The organism is Microbacterium sp. H37-C3, assembly GCF_027157935.1.
GTDB classification, from domain to species: domain Bacteria; phylum Actinomycetota; class Actinomycetes; order Actinomycetales; family Microbacteriaceae; genus Microbacterium; species Microbacterium plantarum.
Genome location: NZ_JAPVLR010000005.1, coordinates 144,951 through 170,534, shown reverse-complemented (window position 1 = coordinate 170,534; position 25,584 = coordinate 144,951). Strand labels below are relative to the sequence as shown.

26 protein-coding genes are annotated in these 25,584 nt (G+C 68.3%); 20 read left to right on the top strand and 6 right to left on the bottom strand.

Annotation, left to right across the window (positions count from 1 at the left end; all coding sequences use genetic code 11):
* Positions 1 to 48: 48 nt before the first annotated feature.
* Positions 49 to 1,374, bottom strand: coding sequence for a chromosomal replication initiator protein DnaA (gene dnaA / locus O1W71_RS13910; RefSeq protein ID WP_240309637.1), 1,326 nt, complete (start codon positions 1,372 to 1,374; stop codon positions 49 to 51).
* Positions 1,375 to 1,770: 396 nt separating this feature from the next.
* Here dnaA and rpmH point away from each other — a divergent pair, with 396 nt between their 5' ends.
* The 9 genes from rpmH (at position 1,771) to O1W71_RS13865 (ending at position 7,319) form a co-directional block, all read left to right on the top strand.
* Positions 1,771 to 1,908, top strand: a complete 138-nt coding sequence (gene rpmH / locus O1W71_RS13905) for a 50S ribosomal protein L34 (protein ID WP_036304730.1) — start codon at positions 1,771 to 1,773, stop codon at positions 1,906 to 1,908.
* Positions 1,909 to 1,921: 13 nt separating this feature from the next.
* Complete coding sequence (gene rnpA / locus O1W71_RS13900; protein WP_023953438.1) at positions 1,922 to 2,260, top strand: ribonuclease P protein component; 339 nt, start codon at positions 1,922 to 1,924, stop codon at positions 2,258 to 2,260.
* Positions 2,257 to 2,613 carry a membrane protein insertion efficiency factor YidD gene (yidD, locus tag O1W71_RS13895; protein WP_269268416.1) on the top strand — a complete coding sequence of 119 codons (357 nt, stop codon included), beginning with the start codon at positions 2,257 to 2,259 and terminating at the stop codon, positions 2,611 to 2,613. Before rnpA ends, yidD begins: the two co-directional genes overlap by 4 nt.
* A 7-nt stretch (positions 2,614 to 2,620) precedes the next feature.
* On the top strand, positions 2,621 to 3,709 hold the full coding sequence (gene yidC / locus O1W71_RS13890) for a membrane protein insertase YidC (RefSeq protein ID WP_112616914.1): 1,089 nt from the start codon (positions 2,621 to 2,623) through the stop codon (positions 3,707 to 3,709).
* Between the two features lie 46 nt (positions 3,710 to 3,755).
* A complete protein-coding gene (locus O1W71_RS13885; protein WP_269268415.1) occupies positions 3,756 to 4,262 on the top strand; it encodes a Jag family protein in 507 nt (168 codons plus the stop codon).
* On the top strand, positions 4,255 to 4,902 hold the full coding sequence (rsmG, locus tag O1W71_RS13880) for a 16S rRNA (guanine(527)-N(7))-methyltransferase RsmG (protein ID WP_269268495.1): 648 nt from the start codon (positions 4,255 to 4,257) through the stop codon (positions 4,900 to 4,902). The genes O1W71_RS13885 and rsmG overlap by 8 nt, the downstream gene beginning before the upstream one ends.
* A 131-nt stretch (positions 4,903 to 5,033) precedes the next feature.
* Positions 5,034 to 5,963 (top strand): ParA family protein, encoded by a 930-nt coding sequence (locus O1W71_RS13875; RefSeq protein ID WP_269268414.1) that lies wholly within the window; start codon positions 5,034 to 5,036, stop codon positions 5,961 to 5,963.
* Entirely contained in the window at positions 5,963 to 6,946 is a 984-nt protein-coding gene (locus O1W71_RS13870) for a ParB/RepB/Spo0J family partition protein (protein WP_269268413.1), read from the top strand. Before O1W71_RS13875 ends, O1W71_RS13870 begins: the two co-directional genes overlap by 1 nt.
* 34 nt (positions 6,947 to 6,980) lie before the next feature.
* Positions 6,981 to 7,319 carry a tryptophan synthase subunit alpha gene (locus tag O1W71_RS13865; protein ID WP_269268412.1) on the top strand — a complete coding sequence of 113 codons (339 nt, stop codon included), beginning with the start codon at positions 6,981 to 6,983 and terminating at the stop codon, positions 7,317 to 7,319.
* A gap of 81 nt (positions 7,320 to 7,400) precedes the next feature.
* On the opposite strand, the gene trxA is transcribed toward O1W71_RS13865, so the two are convergent.
* The 4 genes from trxA to O1W71_RS13845 all read right to left on the bottom strand — a co-directional run bounded on the left by trxA (position 7,401) and on the right by O1W71_RS13845 (position 12,662).
* A complete protein-coding gene (gene trxA, locus O1W71_RS13860) occupies positions 7,401 to 7,724 on the bottom strand; it encodes a thioredoxin (protein ID WP_023953450.1) in 324 nt (107 codons plus the stop codon).
* 71 nt (positions 7,725 to 7,795) lie between these two features.
* Positions 7,796 to 8,827 carry a thioredoxin-disulfide reductase gene (trxB, locus tag O1W71_RS13855; RefSeq protein ID WP_269268411.1) on the bottom strand — a complete coding sequence of 344 codons (1,032 nt, stop codon included), beginning with the start codon at positions 8,825 to 8,827 and terminating at the stop codon, positions 7,796 to 7,798.
* A 104-nt stretch (positions 8,828 to 8,931) separates the two neighbouring features.
* Positions 8,932 to 10,527: a murein biosynthesis integral membrane protein MurJ gene (gene murJ, locus O1W71_RS13850; RefSeq protein WP_269268410.1), complete on the bottom strand. Its 1,596-nt coding sequence runs from the start codon at positions 10,525 to 10,527 to the stop codon at positions 8,932 to 8,934.
* Complete coding sequence (locus tag O1W71_RS13845) at positions 10,524 to 12,662, bottom strand: DUF6049 family protein (RefSeq protein WP_269268409.1); 2,139 nt, start codon at positions 12,660 to 12,662, stop codon at positions 10,524 to 10,526. Before O1W71_RS13845 ends, murJ begins: the two co-directional genes overlap by 4 nt.
* 126 nt (positions 12,663 to 12,788) lie before the next feature.
* Between O1W71_RS13845 and O1W71_RS13840 the strand changes: the two genes are divergently transcribed.
* From O1W71_RS13840 to O1W71_RS13810, 7 genes are all read left to right on the top strand, one after another.
* Positions 12,789 to 14,306 carry a DUF7059 domain-containing protein gene (locus O1W71_RS13840; protein ID WP_269268408.1) on the top strand — a complete coding sequence of 506 codons (1,518 nt, stop codon included), beginning with the start codon at positions 12,789 to 12,791 and terminating at the stop codon, positions 14,304 to 14,306.
* A 45-nt stretch (positions 14,307 to 14,351) separates the two neighbouring features.
* Positions 14,352 to 15,785, top strand: a complete 1,434-nt coding sequence (locus tag O1W71_RS13835) for a CCA tRNA nucleotidyltransferase (protein ID WP_269268407.1) — start codon at positions 14,352 to 14,354, stop codon at positions 15,783 to 15,785.
* A gap of 79 nt (positions 15,786 to 15,864) precedes the next feature.
* Complete coding sequence (locus O1W71_RS13830; protein ID WP_269268406.1) at positions 15,865 to 17,193, top strand: GAF domain-containing protein; 1,329 nt, start codon at positions 15,865 to 15,867, stop codon at positions 17,191 to 17,193.
* A 74-nt stretch (positions 17,194 to 17,267) separates the two neighbouring features.
* The gene (locus O1W71_RS13825; protein WP_269268405.1) at positions 17,268 to 17,804 is read left to right on the top strand and encodes a putative glycolipid-binding domain-containing protein; all 537 of its coding nucleotides are present in this window, start codon (positions 17,268 to 17,270) and stop codon (positions 17,802 to 17,804) included.
* Positions 17,805 to 17,829: 25 nt separating this feature from the next.
* On the top strand, positions 17,830 to 19,983 hold the full coding sequence (gene malQ / locus O1W71_RS13820; RefSeq protein ID WP_269268403.1) for a 4-alpha-glucanotransferase: 2,154 nt from the start codon (positions 17,830 to 17,832) through the stop codon (positions 19,981 to 19,983).
* A gap of 85 nt (positions 19,984 to 20,068) precedes the next feature.
* Entirely contained in the window at positions 20,069 to 20,578 is a 510-nt protein-coding gene (locus tag O1W71_RS13815; RefSeq protein WP_112615451.1) for a DUF2231 domain-containing protein, read from the top strand.
* Positions 20,579 to 20,591: 13 nt separating this feature from the next.
* A complete protein-coding gene (locus tag O1W71_RS13810) occupies positions 20,592 to 21,107 on the top strand; it encodes a DUF2231 domain-containing protein (RefSeq protein ID WP_114587537.1) in 516 nt (171 codons plus the stop codon).
* A gap of 68 nt (positions 21,108 to 21,175) precedes the next feature.
* On the opposite strand, the gene O1W71_RS13805 is transcribed toward O1W71_RS13810, so the two are convergent.
* The gene (locus tag O1W71_RS13805) at positions 21,176 to 22,516 is read right to left on the bottom strand and encodes a family 43 glycosylhydrolase (protein WP_269268402.1); all 1,341 of its coding nucleotides are present in this window, start codon (positions 22,514 to 22,516) and stop codon (positions 21,176 to 21,178) included.
* Positions 22,517 to 22,613: 97 nt separating this feature from the next.
* On the opposite strand from O1W71_RS13805, the gene exaC reads away from it, so the two are divergent.
* The 4 genes from exaC (at position 22,614) to O1W71_RS13785 (ending at position 25,574) form a co-directional block, all read left to right on the top strand.
* The gene (gene exaC, locus O1W71_RS13800; protein ID WP_269268401.1) at positions 22,614 to 24,161 is read left to right on the top strand and encodes an acetaldehyde dehydrogenase ExaC; all 1,548 of its coding nucleotides are present in this window, start codon (positions 22,614 to 22,616) and stop codon (positions 24,159 to 24,161) included.
* A 19-nt stretch (positions 24,162 to 24,180) separates the two neighbouring features.
* Complete coding sequence (locus tag O1W71_RS13795) at positions 24,181 to 24,585, top strand: DUF779 domain-containing protein (protein ID WP_269268400.1); 405 nt, start codon at positions 24,181 to 24,183, stop codon at positions 24,583 to 24,585.
* A gap of 54 nt (positions 24,586 to 24,639) precedes the next feature.
* Positions 24,640 to 24,972: a hypothetical protein gene (locus tag O1W71_RS13790; protein WP_269268399.1), complete on the top strand. Its 333-nt coding sequence runs from the start codon at positions 24,640 to 24,642 to the stop codon at positions 24,970 to 24,972.
* A 92-nt stretch (positions 24,973 to 25,064) separates the two neighbouring features.
* On the top strand, positions 25,065 to 25,574 hold the full coding sequence (locus O1W71_RS13785; protein WP_269268398.1) for a hypothetical protein: 510 nt from the start codon (positions 25,065 to 25,067) through the stop codon (positions 25,572 to 25,574).
* Positions 25,575 to 25,584: the final 10 nt, after the last annotated feature.

Genomic DNA, 25,584 nt, shown 5'->3' with positions numbered 1-25,584 from the left:
GTGCAGAACGGCATGATGGGACGTGGCGCGACCCCTGTCAAGCTGAGCTCAGCGTCGGCCGAGCTGCGACGTGATCTCGGAGACCTGGTTGTAGATCGAGCGGCGCTCCTTCATGAGCTCGCTGATCTTCTTGTAGGCGTACATCACGGTGGTGTGGTCGCGGTTGCCGAAGAGCTGACCGATCTTGGGCAGCGACAGGCTGGTGCGCTCGCGGCAGAGGTACATGGCGATCTGTCGTGCGGTGGCCACGGCCTGCGAACGGCTCGAACCGTACAGATCGTCGACGGACAGTCGGAAGTACTGCGCAGTCGCCGTGATGATGTCGGTGGGGGAGATGACGTTCGCGTCATCCTGATCCACGATGTCGCGCAGCACGGTCTGTGCGAGGGAGATGTCGAGGTTCGACCGGTTGAGGCTCGCGAACGCCGACACGCGGATGAGCGCGCCTTCGAGCTCGCGGATGTTCGACGAGACCTTCGTGGCGATGTACTCGAGGACGTCGTCGGGGACGAGGAGCCGCTCGGACTGCGCCTTCTTGCGCAGAATCGCGATGCGGGTCTCGAGGTCGGGTGCCTGCACGTCGGTGATCAGGCCCCACTCGAAGCGACTCCGCATGCGGTCCTCGAAACCGGTGAGGTGTCGAGGGGGCACGTCGCTCGTGATCACGACCTGCTTGTCGTGATCGTGGAGGGTGTTGAACGTGTGGAAGAACGCTTCCTGCGTCTCGGCGCGACCCTGCAGGAATTGGATGTCGTCGATCAGCAGGATGTCGACCTCGCGGTATCGCGCCTGGAAGGCCGAACCGCGGTTGTTGGCGATCGAGTTGATGAAGTCGTTGGTGAACTCTTCGCTCGACACGTACCTGACACGGATGCCGGTGTACAGGTTGAGCGCGTAGTCGCCGATCGCGTGGAGGAGGTGCGTCTTGCCGAGCCCCGAGTCGCCGTAGATGAACAGCGGGTTGTATGCCTTCGCGGGAGCCTCGGCCACGGCGACCGCGGCCGCGTGGGCGAAGCGGTTGGACTGCCCGATCACGAAGTTGTCGAACGTGTACTTCGGGTTCAGTCGTGTGTCATGGCGCGAGGTGGAGACGGGCGCTTCGACGTATTCCTCGCCGGCCGGCCGCAGCGGTGCCGGCGCAGCCGCGGATTGAACCGGGATCGGCGCCGTGAGGTGCGCGTCGGCGAGCTCCGGGTTGACGACGACGCGGTAGCTCGAGGCACCGGGCTCGACATGGACGTGTGCGAGCGCTTCCATGATCGGCTGGCGCAGGCGCTTGTTGAGCTGGGCGGCGGTGAGGTCGTTCGGAACGTCGAGGTAGAGCGTTCCCCCCATCACGCCCTGAGCCACAGCGAGACTCAGGAACCCCTGCATCTGCGGGGTCACCCGGTCATCGTCGGCGAGCAGGTCGAGGACCGCGTTCCACACCGGTACGTCCGGGAGATCGTGCTGAGCCAAGAGTTCCCCCGCGGATGATCGATGCTTTTCCACACAGCTACGCGCCAAACTGGGGATAGCTGTGGATAACTGCCCGTGACACGCTAGTCATGCGGTGTCGGGAGCGCCAAATCCACTGTAGTTCCGGCCCGCGTGTCGCCGCCAGGGCCTGTGTACAGCGGTGGATAATTGCGGGTTCCCGTCGCTCCGGTTTGAGTTACCGGGCATCGCGACGTACCCTTAGTCGGTTGACTTATGCCCGCGAGGGCAGTCCTGTACCCCCGTGTCCCCGGTCTGAAGCGTTCCGGTGACCGCCGATCCGGAGTGATCCCTATGAGCAAGCGCACGTTCCAGCCCAACAACCGCCGCCGCGCCAAGAAGCACGGCTTCCGCGCCCGCATGCGCACCCGCGCCGGTCGCGCCATCCTGTCGGCTCGCCGCGGCAAGGGCCGCACCGAGCTGTCGGCCTGACACAGCCTCTTCTGTGCTGGCGCGCGGAAACCGGATCACGCGCGGGGCGGATTACAAGGCCGTCGTCCGCGGGGGTGCTCGCTGTGCCGGTGCGCACACCGTGACCTACGTGGTGTCCACCGGTGCGAGCAGAGCTCCCCGGTTCGGTTTCATCGTCAGTAAGCAAGTCGGATCAGCCGTCGTGCGCAATACAGTGCGCCGACGGCTGAAGGCCGTTTGCGCGCAAGCGCTTCCCGACGTCCGTGAGGGCGCCGACATCGTGATCCGAGCGCTCCCCTCAGCGGCGCGCTCGGATTTCGCTGATCTGAGAGACGAGGTGGAACGGTGTCTGCGACGGCGAGCGGCGGTATGAGCTGGTCGACGCTGCCCACCGCTTCCGTCGGTGAGGGACACCTGGCCGCGACATCCGTGCTCCGCGCGGCGCCGCTCGTTCCGCGCAATGCCGGGATCGCGCTGCTGCACGCCTACCGTTCCGTTGTCTCGCCGCTGTACGGCGACGTCTGCAAGTACTACCCGAGCTGTTCCGCGTACGCGGTGGGGGCCGTGCAGCAGCACGGGCTCGTGAAGGGCTCCGCCCTCGCCGCCGCTCGGCTCGCCCGATGCCACCCGTGGGCGCAGGGGGGCGTCGATGACGTCCCCGCCCATCGGGACTTCCGCCACACCCTGACCAGGCACGGCTTCGTCGTGCCGCCGAGAAAGGACTGATCCCGTGCTGGATCTCTTCCTCGCCACGCCGACTCCCGTCGTGCCGACCCCGACGACTCCTCCTCCCGGCGGTGCTGACTTCTTCAGCACGATCATGTGGCCGTTCAAGTTCCTGGTCGAGGCGATCCTGGTCTTCTGGCACTGGGTTCTCACCGCTGTCGGCATGCCGGCCGCCGCGGGCGCGACCTGGGTCATGTCGATCATCGGTCTGGTCATCGTCGTGCGTTCGGCCCTGATTCCGCTGTTCGTGCGGCAGATCAAGAGTCAGCGCAAGATGATGGAGCTCGCGCCCGAGATGCGCAAGATCCAGGAGAAGTACCGCGGTAAGCGCGATCAGCTATCGCGCGAGGCCATGAGCCGCGAGACGATGGCTCTGTACAAGAAGCACGGCACGACGCCGGTGTCGAGCTGCCTTCCGCTGCTGGTGCAGATGCCCATCCTCCTCGGCATGTTCTACACGCTGAGTGACGTCAAGAAGCACGCCGAGTGGGGCGTGGGCGGTGTCGGCCTACTCAACGTCGACCTCACGAAGCAGTTCTACGACGCGCAGCTGTTCGACGTGGCGCCGCTTCACACGAACATGATCGAGGCGATCAACCTCGGTCAGACGGCAACCGTCACCATCCTCGTGATCCTCGTCGTGCTGATGATCGCGTCGCAGTTCATCACCCAGCTGCAGATCATCTCGAAGAACCTGTCGCCCGAGGCGAAGACCGGCCAGGCGTACCAGATGCAGAAGATCATGCTCTACGTGCTGCCGCTGGCGTTCATCTTCTCCGGTGTCTTCTTCCCGCTCGGCGTCGTCATGTACTGGTTCACGTCGAACATCTGGACCATGGCGCAGCAGTTCATCGTCATCCGCAACCTGCCGACCCCCGGCTCGGAGGCGGCGAAGGCCCGCGAGGAGCGCCTCGCGCGCAAGGGCAAGGCGCTCGACGCCAAGGGTCGCGTCGTGTCCATGGAGAAGTACCAGGCCGAGCAGCAGCGACTCCTCGAAGAGGCTGAGCGTGCCCGCGCGGCTCAGCCGAAGCGCCAGCAGCCGATGAGCAAGCAGCGCGCGAAGAAGCAGTCGAACAAGGATGGCTCGCAGGGCTGACCCTGCCGGCATCCCTCATCGCACAGATCGAACCACGCGAGGAATCATGACGAACCCCACCGAGTCCCCGGCGGCTGAGCGCGCTGACACGACGGTCGAAGAGCTCGAGCACGAAGGCGACATCGCCGCTGATTACCTCGAGGGCCTGCTCGACATCGCCGACATCGACGGCGACCTCAACCTCGACGTGCGCGCCGGACGGGCATACGTATCGGTAGAGGCGGACGACCCGAGCGCGCTGCGTGTGCTGTCGGACCCCGACGTCGTGCAGGCGGTGCAGGAGCTGACGCGGATCGCCGTTCAGACGAAGACCGGACGGTTCTCACGCCTCATCCTCGACATCGGGGGATCGCGGGACGCGCGCCGGCGCGAGCTCGAGCGTCTCGTCGACCGTGCCGTCGAGCGTCTCAACGACGGTGCATCGCAGGCATCGCTGCCGGCGATGTCCAGCTACGAGCGCAAGCTGGTTCATGACATCGCATCTGAGCGTGGTGTCGTCTCGGAGTCGTACGGCGAAGGCGCAGACCGCCACACCGTCATCCGACATGGCTGATGTTTCACGTGAAACACCCGTGATCGAGCTGGAGCCGACGATTGCCGTCGAGGCGCTGTTCGGCCCTCGGGTGGACCTGGCTCGGCATTACACCGCTGCGCTGGCAGCGCACGGCGAGGAGCGCGGCCTGATCGGCCCGCTCGAGTTGCCGCGGCTGTGGACTCGACACGTCCTCAACTGCGCGGCCGCGGCGCCACTTTTCACGGGCCGTGTCGGAGATGTGGGATCCGGCGCGGGCCTGCCCGGCCTCGTTCTCGCGATCGCGCGACCGGACGTCGAATGGGTGCTCATCGAGACGATGGAACGACGAGTCACCTGGCTTACCGAGCAGGTAGCGGATCTCGGGCTCGACAACGTCGAGATCATTCGATCCCGCGCCGAAGAATGGAGCGCCGCTGGGACGCTGGATGGCGTCACAGCTCGCGCTGTCAGCGCCTTGCGGACACTCGTCCCGATCACGGCACCGCTCGTTCGGGATGGGGGAGAGCTCTTCCTGCTGAAGGGCGCGAATGCTGAAGCCGAGATCGCCGCTGCCGACAAGGTGATCCGGCGCTTCAAGCTGCGTGATGTGCGCGTGGAAATGGTGGGAGAGTCTGTCCTCGCTGAGCCGACGCGCGTTCTGCGCGCGACGGTGCGGTGATGTTTCACGTGAAACAGCGGATCCCGCACGTTGCCACCTCACGTTTCACGTGAAACAGCGCCGACGGCCGTTTCACGTGAAACGTCAGAGGCCGTCCGTAGAGTGAGACCACGAACCGAGGAGTTGAACGAATGGCAGAACCCGAATCGGGCCGCGCGTCCTTGACGTTCGATTCTCCCCTCGCACGCGAGCTGGCGGATCTGACATCGCGCCGTCGGGCCCTGGACGCCGTTTCGGTCGACTTTTCCGGGGATACGCGCGTCATCACCGTCTCTAATCAGAAGGGTGGCGTCGGGAAAACCACCACCGCGGTGAACCTCGCCGCTGCATTGGCTTCGCTGGGCGCCCGCGTGCTGGTGATAGACCTCGACCCGCAAGGGAACGCCTCGACCGCCCTGGGCGTGCCGCACAGCGCTGACGTTCCCAGCGTGTACGACGTGCTGATCGACCAGTTCCCCCTCTCGGACATCGTGCAGGCAAGTCCCGAGTCCCCCAATCTCCTCTGCGCGCCCAGCACGATCCATCTCGCGGGCGCTGAGATCGAGCTGGTCTCGCAAGTCGCACGTGAGCACCGACTGCGTACGGCGGTCGAGGACTACCTTGCTTCCACGGATGACCGCATCGACTTCGTCGTGATCGACTGCCCGCCGTCCCTCGGGCTCCTGACGATCAACGCTTTCACGGCCGCGCACGAGCTGCTGATCCCCATTCAGTGCGAGTACTACGCGCTGGAGGGCCTCAGTCAGCTTCTCGGGAGCGTCTCCATGATCCAGAAGCACCTGAACAGCCGTCTTCACCTGTCGACCATCTTGTTGACAATGTACGACGGACGTACCCGTCTGGCGCAGCAGGTGGCCGAGGAGGTGCGGTCGCACTTCCCGAATGAGGTCCTCCGCACCGTGATTCCGCGCTCGGTTCGCGTCTCGGAAGCGCCGAGCTTCGGTCAGACGGTCATCGCCTACGATGGGCAATCGGCTGGCGCGGTGGCCTACCGCGAGGCAGCCGTCGAGATCACGCAGCGTGCATCTGCGGCGGCACAAGGAAACAAGGGAGAAGCCTGATGGCCAAGCGCACCGGATTGGGCCGAGGAATCGGCGCACTCATCCCCACGTCCGAGGCAACCGAGGCTCGGCCTGTCGATGTCTTTTTCCCCGGTGGCAAGACGACGACAGCCGCCACGGAGGCGCCGGCGCCCGCAGAAGTGAAGGCGGACGAGGGCCCCGAGCTCGTCTCGATTCCCGGTACCGCACTGATCCAGGTCGATCCGAACGAGATCGTGCCCAACCCGCGGCAGCCCCGTACCCACTTCGACAGCGAAGACCTCGCCGAACTGGTGCATAGCGTTCGCGAGTTCGGCGTGCTCCAGCCGGTCGTCGTCCGCACGAACGAGGACGGCAAATACGAACTGATCATGGGCGAGCGTCGCACCCGCGCCGCTCGCGAGGCCGGTCTGACGGCGATCCCGGCCGTCCTGCGCGACACGTCGGACGAGAACCTCCTCCGCGACGCGCTCCTCGAGAACCTGCACCGCTCTCAGCTGAATCCGCTCGAGGAGGCATCCGCCTATCAACAGCTGCTCGAGGACTTCGGGATCACCCAGGAGGAGCTCGCGACTCGTATCGGACGCTCACGGCCGCAGATCAGCAACACCATCCGCCTTCTGCGCCTGCCGGTTCCGGTCCAGCAGCGTGTTGCGGCCGGCGTGCTCAGCGCCGGCCACGCGCGCGCGATCCTCTCTGTCGACGGTGCGGACGGCATGCAGCGCCTCGCCGACAAGATCGTGAACGAAGATCTCTCGGTGCGTGCTGCGGAAGCAGCGGCGAAGACGATCGAGGCCGCAGGAACTCGGCGCCCCGCCCCGAAGGCCGGGGGAGTCCGGGCGCACCTGGACGAGGTCGCCGGACGTCTCGGTGACCGCCTCGACACCAAGGTGAAGATCTCGCTCGGCGCGCGCAAGGGGCAGATCGTCGTGGACTTCGCGACCATTCAGGATCTGAACCGTATCCTCGCCGAGCTGGGCGAGGACGCGTACGGCGCACGCTGACCCTCGTGTCGGTGGCGCGACGTAGGCTTGTTCGGTGACAGACGAGCGGAATCCCAGGCGTGCCAGCGTCGAGTTGCTGCGGGCTGAAGCAGCGGATGAACTTTCCGTCCTCGTCGAAGAGCGGCTCCGCGCCGGCGAAGACCCGTGGGAGTTCATGGAGGAGCTGCCCTCCGTCGACGAGCTCGTCGTTCTCATGCTGCGCGCCGAGAACATCGCCGCTTACGGCGGGGGTCGCCCCAGCTCGTCGCGCAACTATCGCGTCCTCCGTCAGATCGCGATGGATCACCCCGAACTGACGCGAGCCGTATGGCGCCTGCTGGGCAGTGAGCCGCACCGTCGGTGGGACGCGGCGACGCGCGCCGACGCCTCCTGACGAACCGCGACAGCAGCGCGCTGACACGAAAAAGCCCCGGTCAGATCAGTGATCCGACCGGGGCTTTTTCGTGTCAGCGGGTCAGCCGATGTAGGAGGCGAGGTCCTGCTCGAGTGCGAACTTCGGCTTCGCGCCGATGATCGTCTTCTCGACCTCGCCCTTGTTGAAGACCTTCATCGCGGGGATGGAGGTGATCTGGTACTGCATGGCGAGGTTGGGGTTCTCGTCGACGTTCAGCTTGAGAACCGTGATCTTCTCGGGGTGCTCGGTGGCGATCTCGTCGAGGATGGGTCCGACCATGCGGCACGGACCGCACCAGGCGGCCCAGAAGTCGACGAGGACGGGTCCATCGGCGTCGAGGACGTCCTGCTGCCAGGTGCTCTCGGTCGTGGCCTTGGCGGTCATGGTGATCTCCTTCGAAAGGGTGTCGCCTACGTCAACGACGTGGGCGGGTGAATTGTTCCGCGGTGCGGCCGTCAGGCCGCGTCGCTCTCGTCGTTCGTCTCGGTCTCGGCGACGAGTGACTCGAGGCCCTCGTCGGGGCGACCGCGGAGCGGGGAGCTGTCGGCCGCGGGCTCGGACGCTTCGCCCAGGGCGGCGAGGTAGTGCTCGACATCGAGTGCAGCGACGGTTCCGCTGCCCGCGGCGGTGACCGCCTGGCGGTACGTCGGGTCGATGACGTCGCCGGCCGCGAAGACGCCGGGGACGGAGGTGCGCGAGGAGCGACCGTCGACCCAGACGGTGCCGTGCTCCGTGAGGTCGAGAGATCCGTGCACGAGGTGCGTGCGGGGGTCGTATCCGATCGCCACGAAGATGCCGTCGAGCGCGAGCTCACGCGTCGAGCCGTCGACCGTGTCGCGGAGGACGACGCCCGTGACGGCATCCTCGCCCAGGATGTCGGCGACCTCGCTGTTCCAGACGAACTCGATCTTGTCGTTGTTCATGGCGCGGTTCTGCATGATCTTCGAGGCGCGCAGCTCGTCGCGACGGTGGATCACGTAGACCTTCGACGCGAACTTCGTCAGGAACGTCGCCTCTTCCATGGCCGAGTCGCCGCCGCCGACGACGGCGATCGTGCGCTCGCGGAAGAAGAAGCCGTCGCAAGTGGCGCAGTACGACACGCCACGGCCCGACAAACGGCTCTCGCCTTCGATGCCGATCTTGCGCGGGGCCGAGCCGGTCGCGAAGACCAGGCTGTCAGCTTCGTGGGTGGCGCCACTGCCGAGGGTGACCTTCTTGACCGGTCCGTCGATGTCGAGCTCGACGACGTCGTCGTAGAGGACCTCGGTGCCGAACTTCTCGGCCTGCTCCTGCATCTTGGTCATGAGGTCGGGCCCCATGATGCCCTCGGGGAAGCCGGGGAAGTTCTCGACCTCGGTGGTGTTCATCAGCTCGCCGCCCGCTTCGACCGAGCTCGCGATCAGCAGCGGCTTCAGGTTCGCGCGCGCCGCGTAGATCGCGGCCGTGTAACCGGCGGGGCCGGATCCGATGATGATGACCTGTCGCACGTCGACATCCCTTTCTGGGGTCTGGAATCCGCGTCGCGGATACCCCGACACGTCCAACCCATGGTAGCCGCGAGGCATTCCCCGGCGGCCGTGGGGGAGGGGTGTCAGCGGCCGAGGATGCGGCGCACCGTGCGAACGGCCGTGGTCAGCTCCGGCGCGCGCAGAAGGGCGAGGAGGATGACGTAGACGACGAGGGTCGCCAGGCCGATGACGGCACCGCCGAACAGGGCTCCGAGGTAGCCGCCGGCGACCCAGCCCGCGCTACCGCCGAGAAGAGCGAAGACGAGCCAGCCGACCGCGGCGGCGGGGATGCCGGCGACGACGAAGCGGACGACGGCGCGGACGGCTCCGCCGAGGCCGAGCGGACCGATCTTGCGTCGCAGCAGGATGACGGCGAGAGCGAGCTGGACGACGTTCGCGAGCGACTGCCCGAGGGCGATGCCGACAGCGAGGTGCTCGAGGGGCAGGATCGCGGCGGCGATGAGGGCGGTGACGACCACCAGCACCGCTTGGGCGAGAGTGAAGAAGAAGGGAGTGCGAGTGTCCTGGTGGGCGTAGAACGTCCGCTGCAGCACGAACTGGAACGACAGCGGCAGGAGGGCCACCAGGTACGCCGCGAGGACCCAGGCGAAGGCCTGGGCGGCATCCGGGGTCTTCGTGAAGACGCGGGAGATCGGAACGATCGCCGCCACGATCGCCGCGAGGGCGCCGACCATGAAGATCCCGATGGTGCGGGTCGCCGAATCCAGGTCGGCCCGCAGTGCGTCGGGCCGGTTCGCGGAGACGTGTTCGCTGAGGCGCGTGAAGTACGGCGTGCCGATCGACAGCACGATCACCGAGAAGGGGAGCATGAAGACGAGCCAGGCGTATGACAGGACGGCGATCGACGGGCCGCTCGATGACGCCGAGCCGACGATGTTGGTCTGGATGAGCCCGGCGATCTGACCGACGACGACCATGAGGAACGTCCACCCGGCCAGTCGTCCGATGTGGCGGAGCCCGATGCCGCGCCAGTGGAAGTCGGGGCGGACGCGCAGCCCGGCACGGCGCCAGAAGAGCAGCAGGACGAGGGCCTGAAACACGATGCCGAGCGTCGCTGTGCCGCCCATGATCGCGACCATCGTCGGGGTCCAGCCCGCGGCATCCTCACGGACGCCGAACATCCAGATGAACACCAGGAAGCCCGCGATCGAGACGACGTTGTTGATGATCGGCGACCACGCGAACGGCCCGAAGACCCGGCGGGCGTTCAGGATCTCGCCGAGCAGCGCGTACAGGCCGTAGAAGAGTAGCTGGGGGAGGCACCAGTACGCGAAAGCCAGCGCCAGCGCCTGTGTCTCGGGCGCGAGCTTGTCGCCGTATGCGATCACGAGCAACGGGGCGGCGATGACAGCCAGCGCCGTCGTCACCGCCAGGGCGATTACCCCGAGGGTCAGCAGCTTGGACACGAAAGCGCTGCCGCCGTCGCGGTGCTTGGCCGCCTGGATGATCTGGGGGACGATCACGCCGGCCAGGAGGCCGGAGGAGATGATCGCGTAGATGTTGTTGGGCAGCTGCGTGGCGAGCGTGAAGGCGTCCGCCGCACCGGCGCCCACGGTCCCCAGCGCCGCGGCGAGGACGATGTTGCGCACGAGGCCCGTGACCCGGGAGACGAGTGTTCCCGCGGCGACGACCGCTCCTGCCCGGCCGATTCCGCTCACTCGGTGTTCTCCTGCTGTTCGGGGATGCCGTTCTGTCCGGAGGGGGTCTCGCTCCGCCGACGTCGGAGCTTCAGAATCGTCCGGATCACGCCGCCTGCGATGAGGACGACGACGATGATGACGATGGCGGTGATGCCGACCGACTCCCACTCGGCGCGCACGGTGAGGCCGATGCGCTCCGACGCGCCGATCGGCACGGCGGCCGTGCTCCGCAGTTGCAGGCTGAGGGTGGTCTCGCCGCTTCCGACGCGTGCCTCGACCGGCACGTCGACGCGGGTGTTCTGCTGCGCGCCCGCTTCGACGACCGTCGCCTTCTGCACGATCAGGCGGGGGTCGCCGGTCTCGGCGAAGAGCACGAGCGAGACCGGCCAGGGCAGGTCGTTACGCACGGTGACGGGGATCGGGGCACTCGTCGCGAGGAAGTTGATCGTGCCGGGGTTGGCGATGCCGACCGCGTCCAGCGTGCTCTCGGTGTTCTCCTCGTGCTGCGCCACGGCCGCTGCCCAGCCGATCGGCTCGGCCAGCCAAGCGTCGCCGATCAGCTGGAGGATGGCGGTGCGTTCCCGCGCCGTCAGTTGCGCGGGTTCGACCAAGGCCGTGGCGAAGGTCGCGAGCCGTTCCTCGTCGGCGAGGAAGCGCTGCAGGGCTGCGACGCGATCGTCATCGGCGGGGATATCGGCAACGGTGACCTGGGCACGGTCGGCGGCGCGGAGATCCTGGAGTGAGGTCGGCGTCGCTCCCGGGCTGCCGGTGACCGCCGTGATGGCCGCTCGGACGCTGGCGCGTGAGCTCGTCGCGGGACGGTCGATCGTCGCCACGATCGGACGGTCGCCGCTCAGGGCGACCTGCGCGTTCGCCGCAGCGAGCTCGGCGTTTCGAACCGATGCGTCGTCGGATGCCGCGGCGACGCGCGCCAGCTCGGCCGACACGACCTGGTCGTACACGAGCAGGTCGGCGTCACCGATAGCGGCGCGAACCCCGCCATCGCCCCCGGAGACGGTGTCGGACGGCACGAGAGTCAGCGCGTCGGCATCCGCTCCGGCCTGAGCGTCGACGGTCGTGACGACGTTCGCGCCGGCGGTGCCGCTGGCGGGCCAGAAAACGTCGCGAACCGTGTTCGCCGCGGTTCCGACCGCGAGGAGCTGACGCGTGTCGGGCACGCTGGCGGGAGCGGTGGAACCCGCTGCGGCGCTGAAGTTCGCCGGGTCCGCGTACGGCTCGAGCGTCGTGGGTTCGAGCGGGGCTGTCAGGCCGGCGTGCACCTGGGTCGCGAGGTCGGCGTCGCCGAACTGCAGGGCGAAGCGCTCGTTGGGAAGCGCCATGAGGCTCGTGAGCCAGCCCACGGCATCTGCCGGCGCGCCCGAGCCCAGCACGCGGATCGACGCCACGACCGCGGGATCGATCGCGAGAACCGCAGTCGTCCCGGTGACGGCGTCGAGAACCGCGCTGAGCGCCCCGTCTTCGGCGGTGAGCTCCGTGAGCTCGGTCGCCGTGAGCAGGCCTGTGGTGCGGGCCCCTGCGGTGATGGGGACGATGACGGTCGCCGTGCGTGCCGGGGCGTCGGGACGGGGCACGGTGATGACCGTGCGCGCCGAGCCGCCGGGGCCCGACACGGCGATCGGGTACACGCCGGGGGCGAGACCGACGAGGTTCTTCTCGGTCGCCGGGATCGATACGTCGGTGGCGCGCTCGTCACCCGCGGGGAGCTCGGCGACGTCGGCGCGCGCGACCTCTTCGAAGGCCGGCAGGGCTTCGTCAGCGTCAGCGTCGGGCCGCAGCCAGTCGACGACCGCCTGTGGGGAGGTCAGGGCCGAGCGTGACAAGGTCACCGACAGCGCGCCGGCGGGCAGCGCGCGCGGCGATCCGTTGCGCTGGTCGACCGAGATGACGGCGTCCGCGCCGGTTGCGACGATGCCGCCGCTCGCGGGAGCGGCGATGAGCGAGGCGATGCCGGGGGATCCGGGCGTCGCACTGGCCGTCGGGGTCGGCGCCGGGCTCGGCGGGGAATCGGCGAGAGCGGCTGCCGGAGAGGCGAGAGGGGCCAGCGCGATCGCGGCAGCGGCGAGCCAGCCGAGCACGCGGGCACCGCGACGGCCGCGACGGGCGCGTGTGGTGGCAGGGGAAATGTCGGTCATGGCGGCTCTCGACCCGCTGCGATACCCGACCGCAGGGTCGCACAGAGTCTAGGGCGGCCCTGCTGTGCGTCATCCGAGGCGGGCCGGGCCTGCGGCTTTTCGCGCGTCGCAGGGTTGAATGGTCGTGTGACCCTGTACCCCGAGGCCGGCCGCTGCGCGGCTCTCCGTACCGACCTGGATGCCGCGGGATACCGCGCCGACGCCGTGCGAGCCCTCTGGGGAGGGATGGTCGACACCGCGGTGGGTCACGGACTCGTCGAGCCCGCCCGTCGCGTGCTCGCGGGGCGCTCCGATGCCCTGGCAGTGCTGGCGGGGCTGCTCTTCCTGGGCGGGCCGGCATCGCGCGCTGCGGTGGATGCCGCACTGCCGTCTCTGGGAGCCACCGGGCTCGCAGAGCTCGGACTGGCGCACCTCGAAGATGATCTCGTGGTCCCCGACGCCCTGGTGCGCCCGCAGGACATCGCGGATGCCGCGGGCGAGGGCCACTGGTGGATCGCGAGTGATCTCGACGAGGCGGCAGTGGGCGGCCCGCTGCCCACGGGTCATGTTCTCGGCGTCGGCGGTGCGTCATTGACACTCGCGGGACTGCAGCTGACGTCACGGGTCGGGCGCGTGCTCGACATCGGCACGGGGTGCGGCATCCAGGCTCTTCGCGCGCGGCGCGCGGGTGACAGGGTCGTGGCCACGGACGTCTCTGAGCGCGCTCTCGCCTTCACGCGTTTGAACGCACTCCTCAACGACGTCGACGGGATCGAGACGCGGGCCGGCAGCCTGTTCGAGCCGGTCGCCGGCGAGCAGTTCGAGCGGGTCGTCTCCAATCCGCCGTTCGTGATCACGCCGCGCGTGGAGGGCGTCCCCGCGTACGAGTACCGCGATGGCGGGATGTCGGGCGACGGCCTCGTGGCGGCTTTCGTGCGCGGCGTCGGTCCGGTGCTCGCTCCCGGCGGTGTCGCGCAGCTGCTCGGCAACTGGGAGTACCGCGCCGGCGAGGACGGCCTCGATCGCGTGCGCTCCTGGGTGTCGGAGTCGCCGGTGGCCCTGGATGCCTGGGTCGTCGAGCGCGAACAGCTCGACCCGCTCGCCTACGCCGAACTCTGGGTCCGCGACGGCGGCACCGCTCCGGGGTCACCGGCGTATGCGCCGCTCGTGCAGGCGTGGCTCGACGATTTCGCCGCGCGGGGGGTCATCGCCGTGGGGTTCGGCTACATCACGCTGCACCGCCCGACCGTCATCCCCACGCTCGCCCGATACGAGCGCATCGCAGGCAGCATTCCCGGCGCCCTCGGCCCGCATATCGGAGCGTCGCTCAGCGCGTGGCAGCGACTCTCGAGCATGACGGACGCCGATCTGGATGCGGCGGTGCTGCGGGTCGCGCCAGATGTGACCGAGGCCCGCCATCACGTTCCCGGAGCCGAGGACCCTCAGGTCATCGAACTGCGTCAGGGAGCGGGCTTCGGCCGGGTGCTCGAGGTCGATCCCGCGCTCGCCGCCCTCGTCGGGGCCAGCGACGGTGATCTGCCGGTCGGTGTGCTCGTCGCGGCGATCGCCGACCTGCTCGACGTGGATGCCGTCGCCCTGCGTGCCGACCTGTTGCCGCGCGTCCGCGAGCTGCTGTTCACGGGTTTCCTGCGTTTCGCCGACTGATCGCGGACTCGGGAGCTCCGGGGGAGGGCCGGTAGGCTCGGAGGCATGCTGAACATGGCCGAGGGTGTCGCGCGCCTGGGTGCCCTGGCAGCGTCTCCCGTCGTCTCGGCGCTCGCCGACGCGTTCGAGCGCGCGGGCTTCGAGCTGGCCATCGTCGGGGGGCCCGTGCGTGATGCGCTGCTGGGACGCGCGACCAACGATCTCGACTTCACCACGAACGCCCGACCCGACGACATCCTTCGGGTCGTCGACCCTCTCGCCACCGCGACGTGGGACATCGGACGCGCCTTCGGCACGATCGGTGCGAAGGTGCGCGGTGAGCAGATCGAGATCACGACCTACCGCGCCGACAGCTACGACGGACTGACCCGGAAGCCCACGGTGGAGTTCGGCGACACCCTCGAGCAAGATCTCGCGCGCCGCGATTTCACCGTCAATGCGATGGCCCTGCGCGTTCCGGGACCATCCCTGGTCGACCCGACGGGCGGAGTCGAGGACCTCGTCGCGACGACGCTGCGCACGCCGAGTGATCCCGCGGTGAGCTTCGGCGACGACCCGCTCCGGATGCTGCGCGCCGCGCGCTTCGCCTCCCAGCTCGGCTTCTCGCTCGATCCCGCCACCGAGCAGGCGATGACCGAGCTGCGCGAGACGCTCTCGATCGTGAGCCCCGAGCGGGTGCAGGGCGAGTTGGTGAAGCTGCTCCGCACCGACGACCCCGCGCGCGGCATCCGACTGCTCGTCGACACCGGCCTCATGCAGCTCGTGCTGCCCGAAGTGCCGGCGCTGCGCCTCGAGATCGACGAGCACCATCACCACAAGGACGTCTACGAGCATTCGCTGACGGTGCTGCGCCAGGCGATCGAGCTCGAGCACGAACGGCATCCGGGCGCGGAGCCCGACGTGGTGCTGCGCCTCGCGGCGCTCCTCCACGACATCGGCAAGCCCGCGACGCGCAAGCTCGAGCCCGGTGGTGGAGTGAGCTTTCACCACCACGACCTCAAGGGCGCACGCATGGCACGCAAGCGCCTGCAGGCCCTCCGCTTCGACTCCGACACGATCTCGTCGGTGAGCCGTCTGGTCGAACTGCACCTGCGCTTCTTCGGGTACTCCGAGGGCGCGTGGACCGACTCGGCCGTACGGCGGTACGTCCGTGACGCGGGCGACGAGCTGGAGCGACTCCACATCCTCACGCGCGCCGATGTCACGACGCGGAACAAGCGGAAGGCCGCGCGCCTGAAGTCGGCGTACGACGACATCGAGCGCCGCATCGACGAGCTGGCCGCGGCCGAGGAGCTCGGCGCCATGCGCCCGGAGCTCGACGGCAATCGCATCCAGGAGATCCTCGGGATCCGTCCGGGGCGTGAGGTGGGTGAGGCGTACCGGTTCCTCCTCGACATCCGCCTCGACGAGGGGATGATCGGCGAGGATGCCGCGGAGCAGCGTCTGCGCGAGTGGTGGGCCGCACGCTCGGACGGCTGACGAGCGCGGTCAGCCCTACCGCGACGGGTTCGTCCGGCTTAGGCTGAGGGCGCTCCTTCACCGCCGATCGGAGTCGTCCGTGTCCTCGTCGTGGTCCGCGAAATGGGATGTCGCTCCCGAGTCGTCCCGTCTGCTGATCGAACGCGCGCGCGACGAGCTGCTGGCCGGGGCTGACGCCGAGCGTCGACTGAACGACGTCCGGTCGCTCGTCCGCGAATCGTGGCGCCGTTCGATGGCGAACCTCGTCGGCGCCGAGGCACTGCCACCGCTCGAGTTCGACGAACGAGCGCTGGCCGCATACCGTAGCGCCCACCCGCTCGCCGGGGTCATGGACATGGTCCGTGCGCTGCTCGTGCCGAGCACTGATTCCGGAGTGGTCGTCGCCGTGGGGGATGCCGCCGGCCGTCTGCTGTGGGTCGAAGGCGACACCAGCGTGCGGACCCTCACCGGCGACATGGGCTTCGTGGCGGGGGCGAACTGGTCGGAATCCGCCGTCGGCACCTCGGCGCCCGGGACGGCGCTTCAGCTCGACCGGTCGGTGCAGATCCGCGGGGCGGAGCACTTCAACCGCCTCGTGCAGCCCTGGTCATGCACGGCTGCACCGGTGCACGACCCCGAGACCCGCCGACTTATCGGCGTCATCGACGTGACCGGTCGGGCGGAGGCGGCCACGCCGCAGGCGCGACTGCTCGTCGACGCGACGGCGCGGGCGATCGAGAGTGAACTCCTGGTGGCGCGACTGCGTTCCCGGGTCGACCCGCCACGCGGCTTCGCCCGGCAGCGTCGACGGGATGCCGCAGCACCGACCGCCTCGACCCTGCGTGTGCTCGGTCGCGATCGCGCTCTCCTGGAGACCACTGATGCCTCCGGAGAGCGGATCGTCGAGGTGTCGGCTCGGCACGCCGACATCCTGCTGATGCTCGCCACCTACCGTCAGGGGCTCTCGGCGGAGCGACTCGCCGAGCTCGTCTACGGTCCCGACGCGACGGACACTCTTCGACCCGAGATGGTTCGGCTAAGGCGGGTGCTCGAGCAGGCCGCCCCGCACCTCGTGCCGTTGTCGCGGCCCTACCGCCTTCCGGCCGAGCTCGAGACCGACGCGCAACAGGTGGCGTCCCTGCTCGACCGCGGCGCTCACCGCGTCGCCCTCGCGGCGTACGCGGGCCCGGTCCTGCCGGACTCGAGCGCTCCCGGGACGGAGGAGGTTCGTGATCGGCTTCGCGCCTCTCTGCGTGAGGCTCTCCTGGCGGAGGCATCGGTGGACGTGCTGCTGGAGTACGCCGACACAGACGATGGCGCGGACGACGTCGATGTCCTGCGTCTCTGCCTGCAGCTGCTTCCGGCACGTTCGCCGAAACGGGCGGGCATCGTCGCACGACTGACCTCCCTCGGCAACCCCGCGGACTGACCGTTTCGTCGTGGCGCCGCCGCTGGGAGGATGGCCGGACGATGTTGCACGTGAAACATCCGAGGAGGCGACCGATGAGGACGACACGAATCTCATGGACGAGCATCGGATCCGTCGAGACGCTCGACCGGTGTACCGCGGAGTATTCCGATGACGGCATCCGCATCGTCGGAGAGGTCGATGGTGGAGACGGACCCTGTCGTTATGCGGTGCGAATCGATGAGCACGGCCTGTTCCACCACGGGGCGATCGAGTCGGGCGGGCGGACACTTCACGTCGAACTCGTGGACGGCGTGTGGTCGGTCGACGGTGAGGCGCGCCCCGATCTCGCCGGCGCGACCGACATCGACATCACGGCCACGCCGGCCACCAACGCTCTTTCGATCCGACGGCTGGGGCTCGCCGTGGGCGGCCGAGCCGACGTCGAGGTTGCGTGGGTGCAGGTGCCGTCGCTGGATGTCGCTCTGGGGCGCCAGCGCTACACGCGCGTCGGGCCGCGCGCTTACTGCTTCGAGTCGCGGGATCGCGACTTCCGGCGCACGCTCACCGTCGATGATGACGGCTTCGTCCTGAGCTACCCGGGAGTCTTCGAGCGGGTGACGGGATCGTGACCGACGTGGCGATGAGGAGAAGACGATGACCGATGCGGCCCCCGACGACGCCCCGACGCCGGCTCTCGTCTCGCTCGCCAGGGCATACGGCATAGCCACCGAATACTCGTCCTTCTCGGGCGAGCATGTCGATGTGCCCGCCACCACCCTCCGTGCGGTGCTGGCGGCCATGGGTGTGGTCGCGGATGACGACGGGGCAGCCGAGCAGGCGCTCGCCGAGTCGATAGCCGAACCCTGGCTGCGGCTCGTACCCGCCTCGACCGTCGTGCGCCGGGGTGGTGGGACGATCGAGCTGCATGTCGCCGACGGCAATGACGTCGAGGTGGCCATCGTGCTGGAAGACGGCTCGGTGCGTCCCCTTTCGATACCCGCGCAGCAGCCGGTCGCGCGCACGGTCGACGGCCGGACGCGCTGGCGGGTGCGCGTGCCGGTGCCCGAGGATGTCCCGCTGGGATGGCACACGGTCCAGGTGCGCCAGTACGGCGGGGAAGGCGATGTGCACGACAGTGGGGCGCTGATCGTCACGCCGGAACGCCTCACACCGCCACCCGCCGAACCGGGCCAGCGCTCGTGGGGACTCATGGCGCAGCTGTACTCGGTGCGGTCGCGGCGATCGTGGGGGATGGGCGATTTCGCCGACCTCGCCGACCTCGCTGCGATCGCGGGGGAGTCGGGCGCCGACTATCTGCTGATCAACCCGGTGCACGCCGCGGAGGTCACGACGCCTGTCGAGCCGTCGCCCTACCTGCCGTCGTCGCGCCGATTCCTCGCGCCGCTGTACGTCCGCCCGGAGCTCATTCCGGAAGCGGCATACCTCTCCGAGTCCGGTCTCGATCGCTTCCACCGGCTGCAGCGGGACGCAGCCGCCGCCAACACGGACGCGGAGCGCATCGATCGGGATGCGGTCTGGAGCGCGAAACGAGAGGCGCTCGCGCTCGTTCATGACGTCGATCTCTCTCCCGCCCGGCGCGCGCAGCGTGACGCCTTCGCGCGGCGGGAGGGGTCGGCACTCGCCGACTTCGCCCTGTGGTGCGCGCTGCGCGAGCACGAAGCGGAAACGGGCGACCGGCTCCCGGACGGAATCGCAATCGACGACCCCTCGGTGGGTGCGCTGAGGGAACGGCTGGCGGAGCGCGTCGAGTTCCACGTGTGGCTGCAGTGGGTCGTCGACGAGCAACTCGGCGAGGCGGCTGCTGCGGCCGCTGCAGCCGGAATGCGGATCGGCATCATGCACGACCTCGCTGTCGGCGTCTCGACGACCGGGTCGGACGCGTGGTCGCTCCGTGATCTGTACGCGCCGGGCGTCGTGGTGGGCGCACCTCCCGACATGTACAACCAGCAGGGCCAGAACTGGAATCAGCCACCGTGGCTGCCGCGTGCCCTCGCCGAGCATGCCTACGCGCCGCTGCGTGACATGCTCCGGTCGCTGCTGCGGCACGCGGGCGCCCTGCGGATCGATCACATCCTCGGATTCTTCCGCTTGTGGTGGATTCCAGAGGGGCTCGGGCCGGGCGAAGGCACGTACGTTCGCTATGACCACGAGGCCATGATCGGCGTGCTGGCTCTCGAAGCCCAGCGAGCCGGTGCGGTGATCATCGGTGAAGACCTCGGCCTCGTGGAGCCGTGGGTGCGCGATTATCTCGCCGAGCGCGGCATCCTCGGCACCTCGGTCCTGTGGTTCGAGAGCGACGACGACGGGGGACCGCTGCCTCCCGAGCGTTACCGTACCGACCTGCTCGCGACGGTCAACACGCACGACCTGCCGCCGACGGCCGGCTACCTCGACGGCGAGCACGTCGCCCTGCGCGCCCGGCTCGGCCTGCTGACCAGGTCGGTCGACGACGAGCTCGCCGATTTCGAGCGCGAGCGCGACCGGATGCTGGCGGAGCTGCGCTCCCGCGGGCTGATCTCCGACGGCGCGAGCCAGCAGGAGGTCGTCGAGGCTCTGCACGTCTTCCTCGCCGCATCGCCATCGCGCTTGCTGGGCGTCTCGCTCGTCGATGCCGTCGGCGAGAAGCGCGTGCAGAATCAGCCCGGCACCGACGACGAGTACCCGAACTGGCAGGTTCCGCTGGCGGATGCCGACGGCAGAGCCGTGCTGCTCGATGATCTCGCCTCGTCACCGAGGTACCGCTCGCTGGTGGATGCTGTCGAGCGGGCCCTGCGCGGCCGCTCGTAGAGGTCGCGCGCCGGGCTTGTCAACCCGGTACGTCTCGTACCCCGGGGAACCCGTACGGTCGGGGCGTCGGACGAGAGGAGACGCCATGGTCGACACCGCACCCCTGACGCGTGCGAAATATCCGCGGTCGCTGATCGCGGGGCCCTACGGGCACCCCTTCCACGCGATCGCGATCATCCTGCCGATCGGCGCCTGGGTGTCGGCATCCGTCTTCGACGTCATCGCCGTCATGAGTCCGGATGCCGCCGTCTTCGCCCTCGGCGCCCGCATCCTCATCGCGATCGGTCTTCTGGGCGCCGTCGTCGCGTCGGTGCTGGGGCTGATCGACTGGAGCAGCATCCCGAAGGGCACCCCGGCGCGGGCGACGGGGCTGACCCACATGATCCTCAACCTCATCGCGATGGCGGTGTTCGCAGGAAGCCTCGCGCTTCGCGTCGACGAGGAGACCGTGCCGACCCTGGCGATGATCGCGAGTTTCGGTGGACTCGCCCTGCTTTCGGTGTCGGGCTGGCTGGGCGGGAAGCTCGCCCACACCTACGGCGTCCGCGTCGCGACCGAGACGACCCAGGCCGAGGGCCTGGAACCGCTGCCCTGACCGAGGAGAGATCATGACCGACCTGGACACCCGTCCCGACAAGCGGCCCGCGAACCCCCTCGCCGGCCCCTACGGACACCCGTTCCACCCGATCGCCGTCACGATCCCGATCGGGGCGTGGATCGCGAGTTTCGTCTTCGACATCATCGGCCTGATCGTCGCCGACCCGACCCCGTATGCCGTGGGTTCGCGCGTCCTGATCGGGATCGGGCTGGTCGGCAGCGTCGTGGCTATCGTGCTGGGCATCTTCGACTACCTGCGCATCCCCGATCGGACGCGCTCGTCGAGCACCGCCACGATCCACATGGGGCTGAACTTCGTGGTGTGCGGCGCCTACCTGTTCCAGCTCTTCCTGCGGACGTCGACCGACGACATCCCCATCGCGGGCGTCATCTTCAGCGCCGTGAGCCTGCTGACCCTCAGCGCGTCGGGATGGCTCGGGGGCAAGCTCGCCTATCGCTACGGCGTCCGCGTGGCCCACGAATCGAAGCAGGCCGAGGGATTCGTCACGCGACGCAACCGGCACTGAGCGCGATCGAAACGGGCGGCGACCTTCTGGAGAAGGCCGCCGCCCGTTGGCGTCGGTGGGCGCCGGTGTCAGGCGGCGCTTGCCCGGCGTGCGGGCCGAACCGACCACAGCACGCCTCCCGCGACGAGCAGGAGCGCAGCCAGCAGCGCGCCACCGAGCGGCGCCTGAGCGCCGCTGACGGCGAGCTGCCCGGAGGCGACCACGGTGATCGCCGCACTGCCGATCACCTGACCGTCGGCACCGAAGACCACGATCGTGTGCCCGCCCGTGGCCAGATCGGCGGGGATGCGGACGTCGAACGCGACGCGCCCGTTCGCATCGGCGGCCGGGATGCCCGACACCCGGATCGGGTCGCTCCGCAGCTCGGCGGTGACCTGCTCGCGGGCCTCGAGACCGGTGACCGTCACCCGCACGGCCTGTCCGCGCTCGACCGTCGTGGCCGAGACCGACACGACCGGGGCGGCGGTGCCGGGCTCGGTCGGGTTGGGCTCGGTCGGGTTGGGCTCGGTCGTGCCGGGCACCTCGCGCGGGTCGACGCTCGCGAGCGTCGGCGTCACGGTCTGGAACAGCCCGTCCTCTCCGATCTCGAGCCGATCGATCGTCGTCTCGCGGTTGGTGCCGTTGCCGCCGGGGATGGCGAACCGGTGGTACGCGATGTACCACTCGTCCGTGCCGGGGATGTTGATGATCGAGCTGTGACCAGTGCCGAGGATCCCCTGCGACGGGTCCTTCTGCAACAGGAGGCCCCGGTAGGTCCACGGTCCGTCGATGCTGGTCGACGTCGCGTAACCGACGCGGTAGTTCTCCGAACCGGTGTCGTCGATCGAGTACGTCAGGTGGTACGTCCCGTCGCGGTAGTTCAGGAAGAGTCCCTCACGGAAGTCGACCAGTCCGTCGATCGGTGTGATCGTCCCGTTCTCGACGCTCAGCATGTCGTCGGGCAGCTCGCCGTAGACGGGTCGTCCGTTGCCCCAGAAGAGGTACGACTTCCCGGTCTCGGGGTCGGTGAACGCCGCCGGGTCGATCGCCTGACCGCTGTTGACGGCCTCGTCGTTGGTGATCATCGGCTCCGCCTGTGCGGTGAACGGTCCTTCGGGACTGTCGGCGACGGCGACGCCGATCATCTTGCGGTTCGCGTTCGGCTCATGCCCGCTGAAGTAGAAGTAGTACTTCCCGCCCTTCTCGATGATCGTCGGAGCCCACGCGTTGCCGGTGGCCCACGGAACGTTTCCGTTCGCGCCGTCCAGTGTCAGGATGGGCTCGTCCGACCGCGTCCAGTCGATCAGGTTCTTCGACGTCCAGACGTAGAACGTGTTGCCGCCCCAGCCGGGGGTGCCGTCGGTGGTCGCGTAGATGTAATAGGTGTCACCGAACACGGCGATGTTCGGATCGGCGCTAGTGCGCGGCATCCTCCCCGCCGCTCCGTGCAACGCGTTGCAACGTAGCGCGGCGTAGCGTGCCCGGCACCACCGCAGCATCGGCGCTGCGGGGAGTCGAGGAGATGACATGACCATCGTCGAAGAGGGCGTCTCGAGCGTCTACGCCGCTCCCGGTCAGCGCGGAGCCGTTGCAGAGTACCGCGCCCGCTACGGGCACTACATCGGCGGCGAGTTCGTCGAACCCGTCAAGGGGCAGTACTTCGAGAACATCACGCCCGTCACCGGAAAGCCGTTCTGCGAGGTGGGTCGAGGCACCGTCGAAGACATCGACCGCGCCGTCGACGTCGCCTGGCAGGCGTTCGCGTCGTGGAAGAAGACCACGCCGGCCGACCGCGCTGTGATCCTCAACAGAATCGCCGACCGCATGGAACAGCACCTCGAGAAGATCGCGGTGGCCGAGACGTGGGAGAACGGCAAGCCCGTGCGCGAGACGCTCGCCGCCGACATCCCGCTCGCGATCGACCACTTCCGCTACTTCGCCGGCGTCCTGCGCGCCCAGGAGGGCTCGCTCAGCCAGATCGACGAAGACACCGTCGCGTACCACTTCCACGAGCCGCTCGGTGTCGTCGGGCAGATCATCCCGTGGAACTTCCCGATCCTCATGGCGACGTGGAAGCTCGCGCCCGCGCTCGCGGCCGGCAACTGCGTCGTGCTGAAGCCCGCCGAGCAGACACCCGCGTCGATCCTGTTCCTGTTCGAGCTGATCGGCGACCTGCTGCCCGCCGGCGTCGTGAACATCGTCAACGGATTCGGTATCGAGGCGGGCGCGCCGCTCGCGCAGCACCGCCGCATCCGCAAGGTCGCGTTCACGGGCGAGACGACGACGGGGCGCCTGATCATGCAGTACGCCTCGCAGAACCTCATCCCCGTCACGCTCGAGCTGGGTGGCAAGAGCGCCAACGTGTTCTTCGAGGATGTCGCGCGCGAGCGCGACGACTACTACGATAAGGCCCTCGAGGGCTTCACGTTCTTCGCCCTCAACCAGGGCGAGGTGTGCACGTGCCCGTCGCGGGCGCTCATCCAGCGGTCGGTGTACGACTCGTTCCTCGGCGACGGCCTCGACCGCGTCGGCAAGATCGTCCAGGGCAACCCGCTCGATCCGGCGACGATGATCGGTGCGCAGGCATCCAACGACCAGCTCGAGAAGATCCTGTCGTACATCGACATCGGCAAGGCCGGGGGAGCGAAGCTGCTCGCCGGCGGCGAGCGGGTCGACCTCGGCGGTGAACTGAGCGGCGGCTACTACGTCGCCCCGACGGTCTTCGAGGGCACGAACGACATGCGCATCTTCCAGGAGGAGATCTTCGGTCCGGTCGTCTCGGTGACGAGCTTCGACGACTTCGACGACGCGATCGGCATCGCGAACGACACCCTGTACGGACTCGGCGCCGGCGTCTGGAGCCGCTCGGGTGACACCGCCTACCGGGCCGGCCGTGCGATCGAGGCCGGGCGCGTGTGGACGAACACGTATCACCAGTACCCCGCGCACGCCGCTTTCGGCGGATACAAGCAGTCGGGCATCGGTCGCGAGAACCACCTCAAGATGCTCGACCACTACCAGCAGACGAAGAACCTTCTCGTGTCGTACGCCGAAGGCGCGATGGGCTTCTTCTGAGCCGCATCCACTCGTCGACATGTCGAACGACACTTATAGCAGGGTCGCGGTGACCGACGCCGCCGCGGCCCTGCTGCGCGACCTCACCGCCCAGCACGGGCCGTTGATGTTCCACCAGTCGGGCGGATGCTGCGACGGCTCCGCCCCCATGTGCTACCCGGTCGGGATGTTCCTGACCGGCCCCGCAGACGTGAAGCTCGGGGATCTCAACGTCGGCCTCGACGACCCGATCGAGGTGTTCATCTCGCTCGCCCAGTTCGAGTACTGGAAGTACACGCACATCACGATCGACGCCGTGCCGGGTCGCGGCGCCGGCTTCAGCGTCGAGGGACCGACCGGGATGCGTTTCATCATCCGCTCCCGCATGCTCGACGACGCCGAGCTGGAAGCGTTCGGGCTGGTGCCGGCATCGCCCTCGTCTTAGGGCGGGATGAGGGCGCTGGAAATGCGGGCCGGCGGAAAAAGACAGGCTCGGTACATGGTCGCGATCGCTCTCGCCATTATTGGCATTCTCGTCGGTGTCCTCATTTCAGATGCGCGCGTTCCATCACCCCGAACGCTGCCGCTCATCGCAGCGCTCGGCGTAGGAATTGCCGTCGCTGTCGGTCTGTTCATGTGGCGGCCATCCGGTCTGATCGAGGGCATCGCTTACGCGGCAGGCGTCGTCACGGGGGCCACCCTTTACGCGGCGCGGGTGTGGAGCCTGCGGATCCCTGCGTCGCGACGCCCGAGAGCGGGAACGCTGATGTGGATGGCGGTCAGCAAGCCCGAGCACTTGCGGGCGCTAACGCCAGACGACGGTCGTCTGTGAACGGGTCGCGCATTCGGGCCGGGGGTAGCTCCTACCTGCTTCATCCATTCGGCTGATGCGTGCCGCGACTCGATCTCATTAGGGTTTCGACAGTGACCAATCGCCAAGCTGAACCTGTGATGCGCCGCAAATCTCTGGGGGCGGCCATGGCGTTGATCGGAGTCATGGCCGTCTCCGGCTGTAGTTCGGAAGTGCCCGAGACTCGAAGCGGCGTCCTCACGAACGCCGAGTATGTCAGCAGCTACCAGAAGATCGCGCGAGAATTCACGCAGGAGCCTCCTGAGGGGATTTCTCTGCCGGAAACGCCGCCGGCTCTCGACGGCGACAACATCGGCGAAGGAAATGCTGCGGCTGGTGCCTACTTCTTCTGGTCGTGCGCCTGGCAAGACGTCTATCTCAGCTCTGCCGATCCGGAAGCGCGCGCCACCGCGCTCGCCGAGTTGCGGGAGTTTCCCCGCAGCGACTGGGCCCTCCGATACTGGGACGATCCCGACGACGTGTGGGGTGCAATGCTAGATGCCGCTGAACTCGGCGATCTGACGGATCTCCGCGCGTTCTATGAGGCGGACTGCGGCCACTACCGGAGCGAGGTGGGTCGGTGAAGGAGGAGGC